The following is a 16,154-nucleotide window of genomic DNA, read 5'->3' on the forward strand; positions in this document are numbered from 1 at the left end:
TTCATCGCCACGGTCGCGAACTACGAATACGCCTTCTACTGGCACCTCTTCCTCGACGGAAGTATTGAGTTCCTGGTCAAGGCCACCGGTATCCTTTCCACCGCCGGCCAGCAACCCGGCCAGCGGAACCCGTATGGTCAGAACCTGAACAACGACGGGCTTTACGCACCGATCCACCAGCACATGTTCAACGTCCGGATGGACTTCGAACTCGATGGGGTGAAGAACGCCGTGTACGAAGTGGACATGGAATACCCCGAGCACAACCCCACCGGCACCGCGTTCATGGCCGTGGACCGGCTCCTGGAAACCGAACAGAAAGCGATCCGGAAAACCGATGAGGCCAAGCACCGGTTCTGGAAGATCACCAACCACGATTCCAAGAACCTCGTCAACGAACCCGTCGCGTACCGGCTGATCCCCACCAACGGCATCCAACTCGCCGCCCGGGACGACGCCTACGTTTCCAAACGCGCCCAATTCGCCCGCCACAACCTCTGGGTCACCCCCTACGACCGCACCGAACGCTTCGCCGCGGGCGAGTACCCGAACCAGGCCACCGGCGCCGATGACGGACTGCACATCTGGACCCAAAAAGACCGCAACATCGTCGACCAGGACCTCGTGGTCTGGTACACCTTCGGCATGCACCACGTCGTCCGCCTCGAAGACTGGCCCGTCATGCCCCGCCAAAACATCGGCTTCATGCTCGAACCCCACGGCTTCTTCAACCAAAACCCCACCCTCAACCTCCCCACCACCACCAGCACCACCCAAACCAGTGACAGCTGCTGCAAGACCGGAGAGTAAAGGGTTCCCGAAGGAGCCAACTGACTGGCAGTCGCCAAGTAACTGACAGTCACAACGAGACCCGCGGGAGCGCCACAGCAACACCGGCGCTCCCGCGGCCTCACCCCATAAACCTTTTTCAGGATCGCGGGCCGGACTGGACTCTCCAGGAATCCGCCCCCAGGAACCGCAGCCGCGCCACATCAGGCGAACCCTTCAAGACTTCGGTCCCCGGTGCTGGCAACAGCAGTGCTGTTGGTAGCCGTGCCGGGGACCGGATCCAACTCCGTATTCCTTATATATATGTATTGAGAGCGTGATGAGTGTGTTCGCTATCCCTGCCGTGACCTGGGCGTTGACCGTGGTGCTGCTGGCCAGTGGAGCCTGGCACACCATCCAAACCATCCGCCCCGCCCACACCAGCACCCGCCGCCCTGGAGGCACCCACACCCGCACCGAACAAGGCACCCAACTGGGTCGCAGTTCAGGTCGTTCCCAGCCCTCACAACGACCCGAACTGCGACCCAGTTGGGCCGACCGGACCAACCAGGGCCTGCACGCGCTCATGCACCTGCTCATGGCAGCCATGCTCTGGAACGCCGCCCCCGCAACCACCCTCGCCCAAATCCTCCTCCTGGCCGCCGCCGCGCTCTGGTTCACCATCCAAGCCGTCGCCCGCCCCCAATACCGCACCTTCTGCGCCGGCACCACCGGCCGGCTCAAGTGCACCTACCACGCAGCCACCATGGCAGCAGCAGCCATCATGATCGCCATGATGACCAACCACACCACCCCCACCCAAACAACAACAACCCCGGCAGCAGCCCACACCCACCACGCCACCACCACCGGCACAGGAACCGGCACCGCATCGGTGTTCCAGAACACCCCCGCCCTGGCCACCCTCCTCACCATCGCCTTCGCCGCAGCAGCCACCACCTTCCTCATCCTCCTCCTACGCCACCGCACCCAAACCACCCACACCAACACCCACCACCACCCCACAAACACCCGCACCGAACACGGCCTCGAAGCCGCCGGAGCCACCACCATGGCCCTCATGTTCGCCACCATGACCACCTAAAACCGCCGGCCATCTAAAACCCCCGACCACCGGCCGGCACCAGGCCAGCCCAGACGCCATCCCCAACGCACGAGAAGAGCCGCACCATGCACATCGGACTAATAGGTCTTGGAAAAATGGGTTTCAACATGCGGGAACGCCTCCGCAAAGGCGGCGTGACGGTCACGGGCTTCGACCCGAACCCCGACGTCACCGATGTGCAATCACTGGACGAGCTGCTGCAATCGGTGCCCGCACCGCGGATCATCTGGGTGATGGTCCCGGCCGGTGCCGCCACGGAGGCCGTCATCGGTGAACTGGGTGAAAAGCTCAGCCCCGGAGATTTGGTGATCGACGGCGGCAACTCGCGGTTCACGGAAGACCAGAAACACAGCGAACTGCTCGCCGCGCGCGGCGTACGCTTCGCGGATTGCGGTGTTTCCGGAGGTGTGTGGGGCCTGGAGAACGGGTATGGCCTCATGGTTGGGGGAGACACCGAAGACATCCAGCGCGCAATGCCGGTCTTCGATGCCCTGCGGCCGGACGGCGAACGTGCGGACAGTTTCGTCCACGTGGGTGGGGTGGGCGCGGGCCACTATTCCAAGATGGTGCACAACGGGATCGAGTACGGCCTCATGCAGGCATACGCCGAGGGATACCAGTTGCTGGAGGCAAAGGACATCATCACTGACCTACCCGGGACCTTCCGTGCCTGGCAAAAGGGAACGGTGGTGCGTTCCTGGCTGCTGGACCTGATGGTCAAGGCGCTGGACGAGGACCCAGGACTGCGCACCATCGGTGACTACGTTGAGGACTCCGGGGAAGGCAGGTGGACGGTCGAAGAAGCGATCGCCAACGCCGTCCCCACTCCTGTCATTACCGCGGCATTGTTTGCCCGTTTCGCTTCGCGTGAGGACAGCTCACCCGCCATGAAAATGGTTTCCGCCCTGCGGCACCAGTTTGGGGGTCACGCGACCCGTCCGGCTGCCTGACCACCTACTCTTTAGTATAGTTTTTCGCCTTCGGGCCCAAAACAGAAGAAGCGGGACGACCGACGTCGTCCCGCTTCTTCCCGTGCCCGGATCCGGGTACTAGGACTGCCGCATGCCGTGGCTGTGGGCCAGCGCGATCGCCTCGGTGCGCGATCCGACGTCGAGCTTCTTGAAAAGGTTCCGCACGTGGAACTTGACCGTGTTTTCGCTGATGCCCATGGAGGACGCGATGGTGCGGTTGCGGTGCCCGGAAGCGAGGTGCTGCAGAACCTCAAGTTCGCGGGCCGCGAGGTTCCAGCCGGTCACGTCGCCGGCCGGGCGGGCCGGGAGGTCCAAGGGCAGGGAGACGAAAACGTCGGCACCCCAGCCCGCCATCACGTCCATCCGGAGCTGTCCCGTGAGCGCCTGCACCCGCCGGTCAAGGCGGCTGATGTTCGGATCCTCGGTGGTCAGCGCACCGCCGCCGTCGTCGCGGACGTTGATCAGCAGGTTCTCGCCGTCGCAGTCCCAGTGCGTGCGGATGCGGCTGACTTCGGGCTGTTCCATCATGGCCAGGACCAGGCCGCGGACAATGGCTCGCGCGGCATGCGCCACCTCGCCGGGGAGATCCCTGCCGTTGAGCGGCGGTTCGATGAACTGGACCTCGATGCCGCTGAAACCCGTCAGTGGACGCAGGTCATCGCGCAGGCGCTCGAAGGCCTTGGCCACCGGTTCCTTCACCAGTTCCGTGGTGCGGTCGCTGTGCGTACGCAGGCCAACCAAGGCCTTGGCGGCGAGGTCCGTGACCGTGGTGCGGGCGGTGGCGTGGTCCATGGAAGAGGACCGCAGCGCGGCCAGGAGCGTCTCCAGCGTGGTGGAGTGCAGGTCCGTCAGTTCGGCGGTGACGCGCAGGCGCTCGGCTGACGCCGCCCGCGATTCGATGAGGTACGACGGCGGTGCATCCGCGACTTTTTCCTGGATGCGCCGGGCCGTGATGTTCCACAGGTACTTCAGCATTTCCAGTCCAGCCTCGCTGTCCGGGTCCACCAGGCGGGGATCCGTTAGCACCAGGAGGGCGTTGCTGGGGGCGTGCTTGAGGGCCAACGCCTGCCGGGGCTTGCCGGCCAGTTCGGCTTCGCCACGCCAAGGCCCGTCGTCGGGCAACTCCGCGCGGAGGTTGTCCAGCTCTTCGATGGAGACGCGGGAGATGATCTCCTCCGCGCCCGCCTTCTTCTGCGGCCGGCCCGTGCAGTCCTCCGTAAAGATGACCAGCGCAGTGCTGCCCACTGAAGGGAGCGTGGCTTCGCGGAGCCGCTCGGCGATTTGGGACAGGGGGGCATCGGCCAAGGCTGCCACGGAATGCAACAGCGGCCATGGGGGGTTCGACAGGGTCATGGCTAATTCCTTGTTGTGCTCTCTGGCTGCTGTGCTCCGGTGCGCAACTGCCCGGGCAAAATAATCCGCCCTGTCCGAAAGTATAGTCAAAAACTGTCAGAAAACAGTGTTTTACCTACCCCTTTGTTTCGGAAGTATTGAAACCAACCAAAGCATGCATTCGGCCATGGCGGCCGAACCACACATCAAAGGGGATCAATCGTGAATCCAACAGCAAGCGCGGTTCTTACATTCAGCGACGCAGATCCTGAAACCGCAACCCTCGACTGGACCGCAGAGGACCAGCGCGCCGTTGACACCGCCCGCGTGTTGGCAGCCGACGCCGTGGAGAAGGTGGGCAACGGCCACCCCGGTACGGCCATGAGCCTGGCTCCCGCTGCATACCTGCTGTTCCAGAAGCTGATGCGCCACGATCCGCGCGATGCCGACTGGATCGGCCGTGACCGCTTTATCCTTTCCCCGGGCCACTCCTCCCTGACCCTGTACATCCAGCTCTTCCTTTCCGGTTACGGCCTGGAACTGAAGGACCTCGAGGCTCTCCGCACCTGGGACTCCCTGACCCCGGGCCACCCGGAGTACAAGCACACCAAGGGCGTGGAAATCACCACCGGTCCGCTGGGCCAGGGCTTGGCATCCTCGGTCGGCTTCGCTTACTCCCAGCGCCGCCAGCGCGGCCTGTTCGACGCCGATGCTCCCGCCGGCGAATCCCCGTTCGACCACACCATCTGGGTCATCGCTTCCGACGGCGACATCCAGGAAGGCGTCACCTCGGAGGCTTCCTCCCTGGCCGGCCACCAGGAACTGGGCAACCTCGTTGTTGTCTACGATGAGAACCACATCTCGATCGAAGATGACACGGACATTGCCTTCACCGAAGATGTCCTGAAGCGCTACGAGTCCTACGGCTGGCACACCCAGCGAGTGGATTGGACGCGCACGGGTGAGTACGTGGAAGACGTCCAGGAGCTCTACACCGCGCTGCTCAAGGCCAAGGCCGAGACCACCCGCCCGTCCATCATTTCGCTGCGCACCATCATCGGCTACCCGGCCCCGAAGAAGCAGAACACCGGAAAGATCCACGGTTCCGCACTGGGCGGCGAGGAAGTCGCAGCACTCAAGGAAGTCCTGGGCTTCAACCCGGAGAAGTCCTTCGAAGTAGACCAAGCCATCCTTGCCCACGCCCGCAAGGTGGTGGACCGCGGCGCGGCTGCCCGTGAACAGTGGGACGCTTCCTTCAACGCCTGGCAGTCCGCGAACCCCGAGGGCGCAGCACTGCTGGAGCGCATCGAGTCCAAGCAGCTCCCTGCAGGTATCGACGAGCTCCTGCCTGTGTTCGAGGCCGGCAAGGATGTTTCCACCCGCGCCGCTTCCGGCAAGGTCCTGAACGCCATCGGCCCAGCACTGCCCGAGCTGTGGGGCGGTTCCTGCGACCTGGCCGAGTCCAACAACACCACCATCGAGGGCTCGCCGTCGTTCATCCCGGCCTCGCGTTCCACGGAAGCCTGGAAGGGCAACCCCTACGGCCGTGTGCTCCACTTCGGTATCCGCGAGCACGCTGCGGCGTCGATCGTGAACGGCATCTCGCTCCACGGCCGGACCCGCGCGTTCTCCGGCACGTTCCTGATCTTCTCCGACTACCAGAAGCCGGCCATCCGCCTGGGCGCGCTGATGGGTGTCCCGTCCATCTACGTGTGGTCGCACGACTCCATTGGCCTGGGCGAAGACGGTCCCACACACCAGCCCGTGGAGCAGCTCGCCACGCTGCGCGCCATCCCCGGCCTGGACGTTGTCCGCCCGGCCGATGCCAATGAGGTTGGCATCGCCTGGAAGACCATCCTGGAGAACCACCAGAACCCGGCAGGCATTGTCCTGACCCGCCAGAACGTCCCGGTCTTTGCCCGCGGTACGGGCAACGCGGAAGGCGATACGTTCGCTTCGCCGTCGGGCGTTGCAAAGGGCGGTTACGTTCTGGCCGAGGCCTCCCGCGATGGTGCAACGGTCCAGGCCCAGGTAATCCTGATCGCCACCGGTTCGGAAGTCAGCCTGGCCGTCGAAGCCCGCCAGGCCCTCCAGTCCGAGGGCATCGCCACCCGAGTTGTGTCCATGCCTTCCGTTGAGTGGTTCAAGACGCAGGACGAGGCCTACCGCGAATCCGTCCTCCCGTCCTCGGTCAAGGCCCGCGTTTCTGTTGAAGCCGGCCTGTCCCTGGGTTGGCGCGAGTTCGTTGGCGACGCCGGCCGCTCCATCAGCCTCGAGCACTTCGGCGCCTCCGCTGACTACAAGCGACTCTTCACCGAGTTCGGCATCACCGCCGAAGCCGTCACCGCAGCCGCCATGGACTCCCTGGCCGCCGTCGGAAACTAACCCCTGAACCGCAGTGCGGCGCCGCAGCGGGACGCAGCGCATTCGTCCCACCGTCGCCGCACTGCCACTCTCTTTCGAAAGAAGAAGCCATGACCAACGCAACTCCCACAGCCCAGCTTTCCGAAGCCGGTCTTTCCATCTGGCTCGACGACCTTTCCCGCAACCGACTCGAGACGGGCAGCCTGCGGAAGCTCATCGAGGAGAAGAACGTGGTTGGCGTGACCACCAACCCATCCATCTTCCAGGCTGCGATTACCTCAGGCTCAGACTATGACGACGCCATCGCCGAACAGGCCGCCGCTGGTTCCAGCGTGGAAGAGACCATCTTCGAGCTCACCACCACGGACGTGGCAGCCGCTTGCGATCTGTTCGCCCCGATTGCCGCAGCCACCAACGGTGTTGACGGCCGGGTGTCCATCGAAGTCGACCCGCGCTTGGCCTGGGACACCGCAGGCACCATCGCCGAGGCGAAGGAACTGTACAAGAAGGTCAACAAAGACAATGTCCTGATCAAGATCCCCGCCACCCTTGAAGGACTCGAGGCCATCACCGCCGTCCTGGCTGAGGGCATCAGCGTCAACGTCACCCTGATCTTCTCCCTGGACCGCTACCGCGCAGTGATCAACGCGTTCCAGGCCGGCATCAAGCAGGCCAAGGACAACGGCCACGACCTCTCCACGATCCACTCAGTTGCCTCGTTCTTCGTTTCCCGCGTGGACACCGAGATCGACAAGCGCCTCGACGCCATCGGAACCGATGCAGCCAAGGCCCTCAAGGGCCAGGCCGGTGTTGCCAACGCACGCCTTGCCTACCAGGTCTTCGAGGAGCTGTTCTCCACCGAGCGCTGGAACGTCCTGGCCCAGGCCGGCGCCCGTGCCCAGCGTCCCTTGTGGGCTTCCACCGGCGTGAAAGACCCCGCGTACCCGGACACCCTCTACGTAACCGAACTGGTTGCCGCCGGCGTGGTGAACACCATGCCGGAGAAGACCCTGGATGCCACCTTCGACCACGGCGTTGCCAAGGGTGATACGCTCACGGGCACCTACCAGGACGCCGCGAAGGTCCTCGACGCCCTCGAGAACATCGGTGTTTCCTACGACGACGTTGTTGCCCTCCTTGAGTCCGAAGGACTCGAGAAGTTCGTGGCCAGCTGGAAGGAACTGCTGGCCGACGTCGAAGGCGCACTTGCCGCCGCCCGCAAGGCTGCCTGACCCTCGCAAGCCCTCCTCCCCGGGCGCCCCTGCATCTGGCGCCCCGCGTGGAGACCCCCTGTTCCGGGGGTCTCCACGCCCTTTATTCCCGCTCTGACCGTTCCTGAAAGGCAGGACATCATGTCCACCTCCCCATTGACGTGCTGCATCAACCCCAGCATCCTCTCGGCCGACTTCGTCAACCTCGAAGCCGAGCTGGCCCGCATCAGCAACGCCGACGCCGTGCACGTGGATGTCATGGACAACCACTTCGTGCCGAACCTGACCATTGGCCTGCCGGTTGTGGAACGGATCCAGAAAGTCAGTCCCGTGCCGCTGGACGCCCACTTGATGATCGCCGACGCCGACCGCTGGGCTCCCCTGTACGCCGACGCCGGCCTGGACTCGGTGACCTTCCACGTGGAAGCCGCCATGGCCCCCATCAAGCTCGCCCGCGAACTCCGCGCACGTGGCTCCAAAGCCGGCATGGCCCTGCGCCCCGCGACTCCTGTGGAGCCGTACCTGGACATGCTGCCCGAGCTGGACATGCTGCTCCTGATGACCGTTGAACCCGGCTTTGGTGGCCAGGCGTTCCTGGACGTTGTCCTTCCCAAGATCCGCCGCGCCCGCGAAGCCGTGGACGGATCCGGCGTGAACGTTGCCATCCAGGTGGACGGCGGCATCACCGAAGAGACCATCATCCGCGCGGCCGAGGCCGGCGCCAACATCTTCGTGGCCGGCTCGGCCGTCTACGGCAAGCCGTCACCCGCGGACGCGATCGATTCATTGCGCACCAACGGGCAGCTCGCCTTTGCGCCGACGTCCACCCCTGAACTCCAGAAAGCCTAAGGACCACCCATGCGCGTTCACATCGCAACTGACCATGCAGGGCTTGAACTCAGCTCGCACCTCATCACCGCGCTCACGGAGAGCGGCTACGAGATGGTGGACCACGGGCCCACCTCCTACGATCCGGAGGACGATTACCCCTCCTTCTGCATTAACGCCGCCACCGCCGTCGTCAATGACCAAGCCGCAGGCGTTGACGCCCTGGGCATCGTCCTGGGAGGTTCCGGCAACGGCGAACAGATCGCTGCGAACAAGGTCAAGGGCGTGCGCGCGGCGCTGGCCTGGAACCTGGACACGGCCGTGCTGGCCCGCCAGCACAATGATGCCAACGTGGTGGCAGTCGGTGGCCGCCAGCACACCGTGGAAGAAGCCACGGAGCTGATCAAGGCGTTCCTCGCGGAGCCGTTCACCAATGCCGAACGCCACGAACGCCGGATCGGCAAGATTGCCACTTACGAGACCACCGGCGTCGTAGCCAACTAACCCGCTTAGCCCAAGCCCAGCCTAGGAGCCACCTTGCCCATTGCAACCCCAGAGATTTACTCGGAGATGATCGACCGCGCGAAGACGTCAGGGTTCGCGTACCCCGCGGTCAACGTGACGTCGTCGCAGACCTTGAACGCTGCGATCCGCGGTTTCGCCGAGGCTGAATCCGACGGCATCATCCAGGTTTCCACGGGTGGTGCGGCGTACTGGTCCGGTGCGTCGGTGAAGGACATGGTGGCTGGTTCCTTGGGCTTCGCCGCGTTTGCGCGCGAGGTTGCCAGGAACTACGACGTCAACATCGCCCTGCACACGGACCACTGCCCGCAGGACAAGCTATCAGACTTCGTGTTGCCGCTGCTGGCCGCGTCCGAGGAAGCCGTCAAGGCCGGCAAGGACCCGATCTTCAACTCGCACATGTGGGACGGCTCGCACGAGACTCTTTCGGATAACCTGCGGATTGGCCGCGAACTGCTGGAACGCGCGGCTGCCGCGAAGATCATCCTCGAAGTCGAGATTGGCACCGTGGGTGGCGAGGAAGACGGCGTGGAGAACGAGATCAACGAGAAGCTCTACACCACCACGGAGGACGCCCTGGCAACGATTGAGGCCCTGGGCGCCGGGGAGAACGGCCGCTACCTGACCGCGTTGACGTTCGGCAACGTGCACGGCGTGTATAAGCCGGGCAACGTCCAACTCCGGCCGGAGCTGCTCAAGCAGATCCAGGCCGAAGTCGGAGCGAAGATCGGCAAGGACAAGCCGTTCGACCTGGTCTTCCACGGCGGTTCCGGTTCCTCCGAGCAGGAAATCGCCGAGGCGGTGTCCCATGGCGTGATCAAGATGAACATCGACACGGATGTCCAATACGCGTTCACCCGCCCGGTGGCCGGCCACATGATCGCCAATTACGACGGCGTGCTGAAGGTCGACGGCGGATTGGGCAACAAGAAGACCTACGACCCCCGCGTGTGGGGTGCTTCAGCCGAGGCTGGAATGGCGGCACGCATTGTCGAGGCCGCCCAGCAACTCGGATCGGCGGGAAAGACCTTCGCGTAACTTTTGCAGCAAACGGAACTACCTCCGGGTATGTCCGTAAAATTGTGATCCATTGGACTGCGGGTTTGGTCAGCCGAAGCGCAGTCCCTAAGCAACCGGAAAGGAGCACTGATGGCTAGTCGTGCTTCTTTCCGGTTGTTGCGTACCGGGATGATTTCTTCGCTCATCATCGTCTTGGCTTCCGGCGGACACCTCGCAGGCGGCGGAGTCCTTCCCGAACCGGCGATTCTCCTGGGACTGTGTGCCCTGACGGTGTTGCCGGTAACAATCCTCACCGCGTTTCGCTTGTCTTTCCCTGTCTTGATCGCGGTCCTTGGCGTCGGGCAGGCGTGGTTGCACTGGGCCTTCCACTCGCTCTCCGCAGCTACCTCCGGCGAACCGATGACAGGCGGCCACGCACACCACGCTTCCGGTATGGCCGTTGACGCTGTTGGTGTTTCCGGGGCGGTTCAGGCGTCCGGCGACTGGCAAATGTTCGCCGCCCACGCGGTGGCCACTGTGGTGACAGCCGTGGTGCTGGCCCGCGGTGAGCAGGCGCTCTGGGCGTTGTCGGCCTGGCTCCGTCCCCTGATCAAGCTCCTTGAACCTTTTGTGATCGTCCCCGCACGGGTCCCCGGACCCGTCGCGGCACCGATCGTCCTTCCGCGTGACCAGATGGTCCGCCGCATGCCCGAACGGCGGGGTCCGCCGGCGATGATGCCCGCCGTCTGAGACCCTTGCACGTTCAGTTCACAGGACACAGGCGGCACAGTTGCCGGCCCGGCCAATCCGGGGCCCGGACTCCCACCTTTTCTGTGAAAGGCATCAAGCCATGAAGACCCCTATTCGCCGTACCCTGAAGTCCGTTTCCGTTGCTGCCCTCGCCGCAGGAATGCTCGCCGCCGGCGCCGCCACAGCGTCCGCCCACGTCCACGTGGACCCGGAAAGCACCACAGCGGGCGGCTACACCCACCTGACGTTCAGCGTCCCCAACGAATCCGCCACGGCCAAGACCAACAAGCTCGAAGTTGCTCTGCCCACGGACACTCCGTTCAACTCCGTCTCCGTGAAGCCCGTGGAGGGCTGGACCGCACAGGTAGTCACCGCCGACCTGCCCAAGCCCGTCACGGTTAACGGAGCTACGGTCACCAAGGCTCCCAGCTCCGTGGTCTGGACCGCCGACGACGCACACCAGATCGGCCAGAACGAGTACCAGACCTTCTCCATCTCCGTGGGTGTCCTGCCCGACGCCGGCACTACCATCACGCTCCCTGCCAAGCAGAGCTACACGGACGGCACGGTTGTTGCCTGGGACGAGAAGACCGTTGAGGGACAGGAAGAACCGGAACACCCGGCGCCGTCCTTCGTGACCACGGCCAAGGTGGCCGGTTCGGATGACCACCACGCCGCGGCTACCGCTTCTGCGACGCCGGCACCCGCCGCAGCGACATCGCCGTCGTCCGCCTCTGATGGAGGTTCGACGGCGGGATGGTTCGGTCTCGCTGCGGGCTTGGTGGGACTTGCCGCAGGTGTGACGGCCCTGGCCCGCACCCGCCCCGCGAAGCGCTAACCCACGCCGCCCCGCGCACCCTCCACCCCGCGCCGCGCACCCAACCCCGCGCTCTCCCAACTGGGGGACAGCACCTGCTCCACTGAGCGCCCATAGGGACGTTTGCTGTCCCTCAGTTGGGTGGCCACGCGCCCAAAAACTTCCTGAAAGAACTCCCATGACTCTTCTTGCCAAGCCCCCAGTCGGGGCAGCCGAATCACCTCAGCCCACACCGGAACGCGAACCAGCCAGTGAACGGGGCTGGTTCCGGGCCTTCCTCCTCCGCCTGCATTTCTACGCCGGCATCCTCGCCGGGCCGTTCCTGTTGGTCGCGGCCGTCAGCGGTGGGCTCTACGCCATGGCGCCGCAACTCGAACCGATCCTGTACGCCAAGGAGTTGCGCGTACAGGCTGTTGCGAACCCGTTGCCGCTCTCCACCCAGGTCAAGGCCGCCATGGATGTGGCCGGCGGCGCGGTTCCCGTCACCGTGCGCCCGGCGCCGGGGCCCGAAGACACCACCCGCGTGCTGTTTGCCGACCCGACCTTGGCCGAATCGACGTACCGGACCGTCTTCGTGGACCCGGGCACCGCCGAAATCCGCGGCGACCTGCCTACCTACGGCAGCAGCGGTTCGATGCCCATCCGGACGTGGATTTCCAATCTTCACCGTTCGTTGAACCTGGGCGAGCCGGGCCGCATCTACAGCGAGCTCGCGGCGTCGTGGCTGTGGGTCATCGCCCTGGGCGGACTTCTGCTGTGGATCGAACGGATCCGTCGTAAGCGCACCACTAAGGCAGCCAAACCCCGCAAGAGCCGTGCCCGCACGGTTTGGCTGCACGGCACCACTGGAACCGTGATGCTCCTGGCCTTCTTGTTCCTCTCTGCCACCGGCCTGACGTGGTCCGAGAACGCCGGAGCAAACGTCAGCAAGCTGCGCACGGCCTTGGACTGGACCACGCCGAGTCTCAAGACTTCGCTGACCGGTGGGACTTCGACCGCGGGAGGAGACCACTCGGCCCACGGGAGTGCAGCCGCGGACCCGGGGACTGCGGAAACCTTCAATCCAGCCGTATTTGACACTGTCATCAGTGCGGCCCGGGCGGACATCATCAAAGCCCCCATGATCGACATTAAGCCAACCACGAAGCCCGGTACCGCGTGGTCTGTCACCGAGTCCGGGCGTGAGTGGCCGGCGTCGGCCAGCGCTGTCGCCGTCGACCCGGCCACCGGCCAGATCGCCAACCGCCTGGACTTCGACGACTTCAACCTCGCAGCGAAACTCACTCGCTGGGGCATTGCAGGGCACATGGGGCTGCTCTTTGGCTTGGCGAACCAGCTGCTTCTCCTTGCTGTGGCGCTGGCTTTGGCCGCCATGGTGGTGTGGGGCTACGTGATGTGGTGGAAGCGCCGCCCCACCCGCGGGAGCGCCTGGGCCATGGGCCGGCCGGCTCCCCGTGGCGCGTTCCTGCGAGGGCACTGGGTGGGTGTACTCGCGGCCATCGCTGTGATGGTGGCCGTGGGATTCTTCTTGCCCTTGTTGGGCTGGAGCCTGCTGGTATTCCTTGTTGGGGATGCCGTGGTGGGCGAGCTCAAACGCCGTGCCCACTCAAAGGGATAGCGTAAAACAGTCCTGATTGAGGGTTTTAGCTTTGATGGATACCGCGCAGGATGGATAGCAACCCGCGGAATCCATCCATCAGCAGCCGCACAGAAGCGGTGCCAGCAGAAAGGCAGATCCACATGGCCACTACATTCCAGCCCAAGGAACTCTTCGAAACGGACCTCGAGAAGTCCCTCCTTGGCCAGCCGTTCGCCGAGGTCCTGGGCGACGACATTGCTGTTCGCATGGCGGTCCCGTTCGCCAGCGACGATTCCCGCATCCTCTCCGGCGTGTGGGAAGCCGCCCCCGGCCTGTCCCGCTGGGAGTTCCTGGAGCGCGGCGAAGTGATCCACGTCCTCGAAGGCCGCATGGTTGTCACCGAAGACGGCAAGGAGCCCGTCACCGTTGAGGCCGGCAACGCGGCCTTCTTCCCCATCGGCTGGCAGGGCACGTGGGACATCAAGGAGCGCATCCGCAAGTTCTTCGTGATCTTCAACTCCTGATCACCTTTTCATCGCAGCACACCTCACAACGCGAACGACGGCGGGAACCTCCCGCCGTCGTTCGCTTTGCTTGGGTGTGGGGTCGGGTGGGCGTGCCGCCCCCACGCGCTTTGCTGGGGTGCGGGTCGCGTAGGCGTGCCGCCACCACCCGCTTTGCTGGGGTGCGGGTCGCGTAGGCGTGCCACCACCACCCACTTTGACTTCCACGTGGGCCGACACGCCGCGAAATCACTGCATGCCGCCAAGGTTGGCGGCCAAAGTTGGTGGTGACGGTACGGGGCTGGTGATTTCAACGGCGACGTCGGCACTCACCCGGGTCCCGACGTCGTGCGCGTTGATTGGTTGTCATCCTTTGTAGATGTCCCGGCGGTGCCCCACGGCGACCACCAGGATGACGAGTCGACCGTCCTGAATTTCGTAGATGATCCGATAGTCTCCCGTTCGAACGCGCCAGTCGTTGGCGCTGCCGACAAGCTTCTTTGCCCCTGGAGGCCTGGGCGAATCGGCCAAAAGTTCAATTGCCGCTTGGATTCTGCGACGTGCGTCGGGAGGGAGTTTCCGTAACTGCCGGACTGCCGCTGGCGCGAGTTGGACGGCGTAGCTCACTCCAGGCCCAGTTCCGCCTTGACTTCCTCCCACGGCACGGGACCTTCCCCGGACTCATCCATCTCTGAACGGGCGGCATCTGCCGCGCGCAAGTCTTCCAGGTCCTCGGCCGCCTCGATGAGCCTGGCGAGGTCTTCGGCGTCGATCAGTGCGGCGACGCGTCGACCCCTTCGGAGCAAGTACACCGGCTCGTGACTTACCCGTGCGGTGTCAACGGCCTCGGAAAGCCTGCTTCTGGCGTGGGTTACGGTCATTTCGCTCATAGGGACATTTTAGCTGAAATGTACATTTCAGCTACTGGCATGGCAGGGCTGGCGGCCTTTGGCGCCCAGTAAGGCGCCGGAACCCATCCTTCTCCGCAAAGTTGGTTACATTCTTCTGACTGCCGGACATTAACCGGCTATGAGCGTGAAGACGGATCAAGGAGATCGTGTGGAGTCGGCCAGGGAGAAGCATTTCCTGGCAGCACACGCGGCCTGCCACGACAAGGTCTACAGGTACTTTCGTCGCCGGACGGAGGGAGCGTCCACGGCCGAGGATCTCTGCGCGGAGGTATTCAGGATTGCGTGGGAGAAGACCCGTCATGACCAGGAACTCTCCGTGCTGGTGGTCTTTGGCTTCGCCCGGAACGTCCTGCGCAACCATTACCGCTCGGACTTACGCTCCCGAAACCTTACGCAGCAGTTGGAGCTGCAGCGGACGCAGCTTCTTGGTTCAGACGAGGAGGGGGTCCGGGAAGCGCTGGACAGGCTCAAACCGGACGAGCGCGAGGTTCTCCTGCTGACTTACTGGGACGGTTTTAGTTCGGCCGAGATCTCCGAATTGCTCCAACTGACCGCAACGGCCGTGCGGATGCGTCTGCACCGTGCCCGCAAAGAACTCAGTCGGCTGCTTCTGGCTGACCACGCCGCAGAGGAAGACAACGAATGAGCAACAAGCATGCCCTCAAGAGACTGGCCGCAGCCGATCCTGCCTTGGCGGTAACGGACGACGAACTGGCCCGGAGCAGGGAGAAGAGCCTCGCTGTCAGGTTCTCCGACGCGGAACAACTCACGGTGGCCGGTTCTATTGAACACTTCCGGAGGCGGTCGTCCACCCGTCGGTTCCGGCTGGCGGCGGGGGCTGGTTTGGTTGCGGCGGCTGCGGTTATTGCGGGCGTCGTTGCGATCTCCGTGTCAGGCTTGCCCGTAGATCAGGCTTCGCCAGCGGTGACGCAGCCCGCCCCGGGGTCACCTGCACCCGAGTCAGGTGGCCCACTGCCCGAGATCACAGGCCGGATGCCGACTTTCGACAACCACCTGGTCACCGGGAGCAACGGCAACAAGGCGGCCGTCGCTAACGACCCCGCAGCGGACTTTCATATGGATGCCGGCAATAGGGGGAAGCTGGGACTGAACAGCGCGGGATGCTTTGTCAGCGCAGGTAGCGAGGACGCACTCATCTTCCCCCAAGGGACGAAAATTACTGAGACGGGCATTGTTTTTCCCGACGGCGCCACGTTGAAGATTGGCGATGACTTCTTGTTCGGAGGGGGCGGCGGGAACGTAGATCCGGGACCATGCGCTCCCAGTGGTTGGGCCTTTCTGGTCCAGAGCTGGGACCCGGTCCGGTAGGCACCCGCCCGGCGGCCTCGCCGTCACTGCCTGACCCTCGCTCACCGAACACCCCTTTCCCCCGGATCCTCTCTCACCGAACATCCCCTCCGGCAGGATGCTCTCTCACCTGCCGAAAAGGCGCCCGACATCGGCACTCACCCG

16 protein-coding genes and 1 pseudogene are annotated in these 16,154 nt (G+C 64.3%); 14 read left to right on the forward strand and 3 right to left on the reverse strand.

Annotated features, from left to right (window positions below; all coding sequences use genetic code 11):
- From ACIPV6_RS17995 to gnd, 3 genes and pseudogenes are all read left to right on the forward strand, one after another.
- A pseudogene (locus ACIPV6_RS17995) lies at positions 1-810 on the forward strand (tyramine oxidase); the annotation flags it as partial.
- A gap of 298 nt (positions 811-1,108) precedes the next feature.
- The gene (locus ACIPV6_RS18000) at positions 1,109-1,873 is read left to right on the forward strand and encodes a DUF5134 domain-containing protein (protein ID WP_400272189.1); all 765 of its coding nucleotides are present in this window, start codon (positions 1,109-1,111) and stop codon (positions 1,871-1,873) included.
- An 86-nt stretch (positions 1,874-1,959) separates the two neighbouring features.
- Positions 1,960-2,844 carry a phosphogluconate dehydrogenase (NAD(+)-dependent, decarboxylating) gene (gnd, locus tag ACIPV6_RS18005; RefSeq protein WP_400272190.1) on the forward strand — a complete coding sequence of 295 codons (885 nt, stop codon included), beginning with the start codon at positions 1,960-1,962 and terminating at the stop codon, positions 2,842-2,844.
- A gap of 99 nt (positions 2,845-2,943) precedes the next feature.
- Here gnd and ACIPV6_RS18010 read toward each other — a convergent pair whose 3' ends face one another.
- Positions 2,944-4,218: a LuxR C-terminal-related transcriptional regulator gene (locus ACIPV6_RS18010; protein WP_400272191.1), complete on the reverse strand. Its 1,275-nt coding sequence runs from the start codon at positions 4,216-4,218 to the stop codon at positions 2,944-2,946.
- Positions 4,219-4,419: 201 nt separating this feature from the next.
- Between ACIPV6_RS18010 and tkt the strand changes: the two genes are divergently transcribed.
- The 9 genes from tkt to ACIPV6_RS18055 all read left to right on the forward strand — a co-directional run bounded on the left by tkt (position 4,420) and on the right by ACIPV6_RS18055 (position 13,791).
- Positions 4,420-6,582, forward strand: coding sequence for a transketolase (gene tkt, locus ACIPV6_RS18015; protein WP_400272192.1), 2,163 nt, complete (start codon positions 4,420-4,422; stop codon positions 6,580-6,582).
- Between the two features lie 89 nt (positions 6,583-6,671).
- Positions 6,672-7,793 carry a transaldolase gene (gene tal, locus ACIPV6_RS18020; protein WP_400272193.1) on the forward strand — a complete coding sequence of 374 codons (1,122 nt, stop codon included), beginning with the start codon at positions 6,672-6,674 and terminating at the stop codon, positions 7,791-7,793.
- 120 nt (positions 7,794-7,913) lie between these two features.
- Positions 7,914-8,621 carry a ribulose-phosphate 3-epimerase gene (rpe, locus tag ACIPV6_RS18025; RefSeq protein ID WP_397326471.1) on the forward strand — a complete coding sequence of 236 codons (708 nt, stop codon included), beginning with the start codon at positions 7,914-7,916 and terminating at the stop codon, positions 8,619-8,621.
- A gap of 9 nt (positions 8,622-8,630) precedes the next feature.
- Positions 8,631-9,104: a ribose-5-phosphate isomerase gene (locus ACIPV6_RS18030; RefSeq protein WP_400272194.1), complete on the forward strand. Its 474-nt coding sequence runs from the start codon at positions 8,631-8,633 to the stop codon at positions 9,102-9,104.
- Positions 9,105-9,137: 33 nt separating this feature from the next.
- A complete protein-coding gene (fbaA, locus tag ACIPV6_RS18035) occupies positions 9,138-10,160 on the forward strand; it encodes a class II fructose-bisphosphate aldolase (protein WP_400272195.1) in 1,023 nt (340 codons plus the stop codon).
- 111 nt (positions 10,161-10,271) lie between these two features.
- Positions 10,272-10,871: a hypothetical protein gene (locus ACIPV6_RS18040; protein WP_400272196.1), complete on the forward strand. Its 600-nt coding sequence runs from the start codon at positions 10,272-10,274 to the stop codon at positions 10,869-10,871.
- A gap of 100 nt (positions 10,872-10,971) precedes the next feature.
- Positions 10,972-11,709 carry a YcnI family protein gene (locus tag ACIPV6_RS18045; RefSeq protein ID WP_400272197.1) on the forward strand — a complete coding sequence of 246 codons (738 nt, stop codon included), beginning with the start codon at positions 10,972-10,974 and terminating at the stop codon, positions 11,707-11,709.
- Between the two features lie 157 nt (positions 11,710-11,866).
- Positions 11,867-13,306, forward strand: coding sequence for a PepSY-associated TM helix domain-containing protein (locus ACIPV6_RS18050; protein ID WP_400272198.1), 1,440 nt, complete (start codon positions 11,867-11,869; stop codon positions 13,304-13,306).
- A 122-nt stretch (positions 13,307-13,428) separates the two neighbouring features.
- Positions 13,429-13,791 (forward strand): cupin domain-containing protein, encoded by a 363-nt coding sequence (locus ACIPV6_RS18055; protein WP_387439283.1) that lies wholly within the window; start codon positions 13,429-13,431, stop codon positions 13,789-13,791.
- 345 nt (positions 13,792-14,136) lie between these two features.
- Here ACIPV6_RS18055 and ACIPV6_RS18060 read toward each other — a convergent pair whose 3' ends face one another.
- Positions 14,137-14,397 (reverse strand): type II toxin-antitoxin system RelE/ParE family toxin, encoded by a 261-nt coding sequence (locus ACIPV6_RS18060; protein WP_400272199.1) that lies wholly within the window; start codon positions 14,395-14,397, stop codon positions 14,137-14,139.
- Positions 14,394-14,660 (reverse strand): type II toxin-antitoxin system Phd/YefM family antitoxin, encoded by a 267-nt coding sequence (locus ACIPV6_RS18065; protein WP_400272200.1) that lies wholly within the window; start codon positions 14,658-14,660, stop codon positions 14,394-14,396. The genes ACIPV6_RS18060 and ACIPV6_RS18065 overlap by 4 nt, the downstream gene beginning before the upstream one ends.
- A 169-nt stretch (positions 14,661-14,829) precedes the next feature.
- Here ACIPV6_RS18065 and ACIPV6_RS18070 point away from each other — a divergent pair, with 169 nt between their 5' ends.
- Positions 14,830-15,327, forward strand: a complete 498-nt coding sequence (locus ACIPV6_RS18070) for an RNA polymerase sigma factor (RefSeq protein WP_400272201.1) — start codon at positions 14,830-14,832, stop codon at positions 15,325-15,327.
- On the forward strand, positions 15,324-16,010 hold the full coding sequence (locus ACIPV6_RS18075) for a hypothetical protein (RefSeq protein WP_400272202.1): 687 nt from the start codon (positions 15,324-15,326) through the stop codon (positions 16,008-16,010). Before ACIPV6_RS18070 ends, ACIPV6_RS18075 begins: the two co-directional genes overlap by 4 nt.
- Positions 16,011-16,154: the final 144 nt, after the last annotated feature.

The sequence above is a fragment of the Paenarthrobacter sp. NPDC089988 genome, assembly GCF_044748465.1.
Taxonomy (GTDB): Bacteria; Actinomycetota; Actinomycetes; order Actinomycetales; family Micrococcaceae; genus Arthrobacter.